The following is a 3105-nucleotide window of genomic DNA, read 5'->3' as shown; positions in this document are numbered from 1 at the left end:
GCTCGTCACGCCGACCTTGGGCACGGTTCAGTCACGTGGGGACCGCGGTCGTGGTCGAGGGGTGCTCAAGGTGGCGGCGGCACGTTGGGCACGGTTCAGTCATGGATCGGGGTGGGCGGTGGTTGGTGGGTGCTCAAGGTGGGGCGTCGCGCCGACCTTGTGCACGGTTCAGTCACGTGGGGACCGCGATCGTGGTCAAGGGGTGCTCAAGGTGGCGGCGGCGGCACCTTGGGCACGGTTCAGCCATGGATCGGGGTGGGCGGTGGTTGGTGGGTGCTCAAGGTGGGGCGTCGCGCCGACCTTGTGCACGGTTCGGTCACGTGGGGACGGCGGTTGTGGTTGAGGGGTGCTCATGGTGGGTGGGTTAGACGACGTTGCGTTCGGTACGGCGGGATTCGGTGCCGAAGCGGGTGGCGTGCATGGGGGTGATGTCTACGAAGGGGGTTCGGCCTAGGTAGAGGTCGCGGATGATTTCGCCGACGGCTGGGCCTTGGAGGAAGCCGTGGCCGGAGAAGCCGGTGGCGTAGAGGAAGCGGGAGAGGGTTTCGGCTTCGCCGATGAGGGCGTCGTGGTCGGGGGTTACCTCGTAGAGGCCGGCCCAGCCGGTGGTGATGCCGATGTCGAGGAGGGACGGGGCTCGGCGTTCCATGGCGGCGGTGAGGCGCGGGAGCCAGGCGTCGGTGCGGTCGAGGTGGAAGCCGGGGAGTTCGTCGGGGTCGGACATGCCGAGCAGGAGTCCGGGGCCCTCGTGGTGGAAGTAGAGGGTACTGGTGAAGTCGATGGTCATCGGCATCGTGGGCGGAAGGTCGGGGATCGCCTCGGTGACCACGATCTGGCGGCGTAGCGGGGTGACCGGGAGATTGATCCCGAGCGGTGCGGCGAGGGCGGCGGACCAGGCGCCGGCCGCGCAGATGACCGTGCTGGTGCGGACGGTGCCGAGGCTGGTCCGGACCGTACTGATGTTGTTGCCGACGGCATCGATGCCGAGGACGTCACAGTTGGTGAGCAGGGTGGCGCCCAGTCGCCGGGCGGCAGTCGCATAGCCGAGTACGACGGACTCCGGCGAACAGTGCCCGTCCGCAGGGGAGAAGCAGGCGCCGGCCAGGCCGTCCGGGGCGAGGATCGGTGCCAGCGACAGGGTTTCGTCGACACCGATCATCCTCGTCGGCAGGCCGACCGCGCGCTGTCGGATGGTGCTTTCGCGGAAGAGTTCGAGCTGGTCGTCGTTCTCCAGCAGGAACAGGTAGCCCACCCGGTGCAGGTCGATCTCCTGCCCGGGACGCTTCCCGAAGTTCGCGAACGCCTCCAGGCTGCGGGCGCCGAGCGCGATGTTCAGGTCGTCGGAGAAGTTCGCCCGGACCCCGCCGGCCGCCTTCGACGTCGAGCCGGAACCGAGTGCGTTCCGCTCCAGCAGCAGCACCCGCTCAACCCCGGCCTCGGCCAGGTGGAACGCGATACTCGTCCCCATCACCCCGCCGCCGACGATCACCACGTCGGCGGCTTCCGGCAGTACGCCGCTCATGGCAGCAGGAAGTCCAAATCAGCCTCGACGGTCTCGGTGTCCATCTGGGCCTTCTGCAGCTTGCCCGAATAATCCCAGTTCATCGACTGCCACCGGGTGAACTGGTCGAGCACCCAGATCCCGCTCTGCCGCGAACCGTTCCCCGACTTGCCGTTCCCGCCGAACGGCAGGTGCGCCTCGGCGCCCGAGGTCGAGTTGTTGACGCTCACCATCCCGGCCGAGATGCCCTGCGCGAACCGGAACGCCTCGTTCGGGTCCGTCGTGTAGATCGAGCTGGACAACCCGTAGCCAGGCTTGTTGCCCAAGGCAATCGCTTCGTCGAGAGTCGTGTACGTCGTGATGCCGACCACCGGACCGAAGGTTTCGTTCAGGAAAAGCTCGTCGTCGGAGCGCACCCCGTCGACGACCACCGGGTGGTAGAACAGCCCGCCTTCGGGGTCGCCGACAAATCCCTCCCGCGGGTTGTCCGCCCCGACCCGGCCGGTCGCGCCGATCACCGTGTGGTGAGCCGCGATCCAGCCGAGCGACTTCTCGAACCCAGCCGCGAACTTCTCGTCCAGCAACGGCCCGAACAGCACGTCCTGGGTCGGATCGCCCATCGCGGCACCCGCGACCGCCGCGGTGAACCGCTCCACGAACGCGTCGTGGATCGACTCATGCACGATCACCGTGCCAAGCGACGTACAGCGTTGTCCTGCAGTGCCGAAGCCGGAGAACAACGCGCCTTCGACTGCGAGGTCGAGGTCGGCGCTGGCGCTGATCACCATCGGGTTCTTGCCGCCGAGCTCGAGACACGGCGTCTGCAGGTGCCGGCCGCACAGCTCGCCGATCTGAGTACCGACCGCGCTCGATCCGGTGAACCCGACCTTGTCGATCAGACCCGCCTGCAGCGACTGCTCCAACCCCGCGAAGGCGTCCGGACCATCGGCGTACACGACGTTGAGGACACCAGCCGGTACGCCGGCACGCGCGAACAGCTCGTAGAACGCGTCGGACATCACTGCCGAGTACTCCGCGGGCTTCCAGACGACTGTGTTGCCGCAGAGCAGGGCCGGGACGATGTACCAGGACGGGACCGCGACCGGGAAGTTGCCGGCCGTGATGATCGCCACCGTCCCGATCGGGCGGCGGAACGTGAACAGTTGCTTGTCCGGCATCTCGGACGGGACGGTCTGCCCGTACAGCCGACGGCCCTCGCCGATGAAGAAATCGCAGGTGTCGATGATCTCCTGGACCTCGCCACGCGCCTCCGCGATCGGCTTCCCGATCTCCCGCGTGACGAGCTGGGCCAGCCGCTCCTTGTTGGCGGTCATCAACCGGCCGACGTTCGCGATCACCTGACCGCGCTGCGGCGCCGGCGTAGCGGCCCACGCCCCCTGCGCCGCCCGAGCCGCCGCAGCCGCCCGCACGAACACGGCAGGCCCCGCGCTCCCCACCGTCCCGACGACCTCGCTCAACCGCGCCGGATTGGTCGACTCAGTACGCCGTACCGTCTCCGCAACCCGCTCGCCGCCCACAACCGACAACACCTCGACGCCCATCAAATCCCCTTCACCTAGATGATCAACCCCACCCTCACTCAC

Annotated in this window: 2 protein-coding genes; both read right to left on the bottom strand. The window is 68.0% G+C overall.

Annotated features, from left to right (window positions below):
* Positions 1-364 precede the first annotated feature (364 nt).
* Complete coding sequence (locus tag E1261_RS44090; protein ID WP_202875476.1) at positions 365-1522, bottom strand: NAD(P)/FAD-dependent oxidoreductase; 1158 nt, start codon at positions 1520-1522, stop codon at positions 365-367.
* Positions 1519-3105, bottom strand: a 1587-nt coding sequence (locus E1261_RS44085; RefSeq protein WP_338033998.1) for an aldehyde dehydrogenase family protein, incomplete at its 5' end; no start/stop codon positions are given. The genes E1261_RS44085 and E1261_RS44090, both read right to left, overlap by 4 nt.

Source organism: Kribbella albertanoniae (assembly GCF_004348455.1).
Lineage (GTDB): Bacteria > Actinomycetota > Actinomycetes > Propionibacteriales > Kribbellaceae > Kribbella > Kribbella albertanoniae.
The sequence above is the reverse complement of the archived record's forward strand: the minus strand, read 5'-3'. Positions and strand labels throughout refer to the sequence as shown.

Coding starts and splice junctions, on each gene's coding strand:
- E1261_RS44090 (WP_202875476.1), bottom strand. CDS start 1,522: ATGAGCGGCGTACTGCCGGAAGCCGCCGACGTGGTGATCGTCGGCGGC.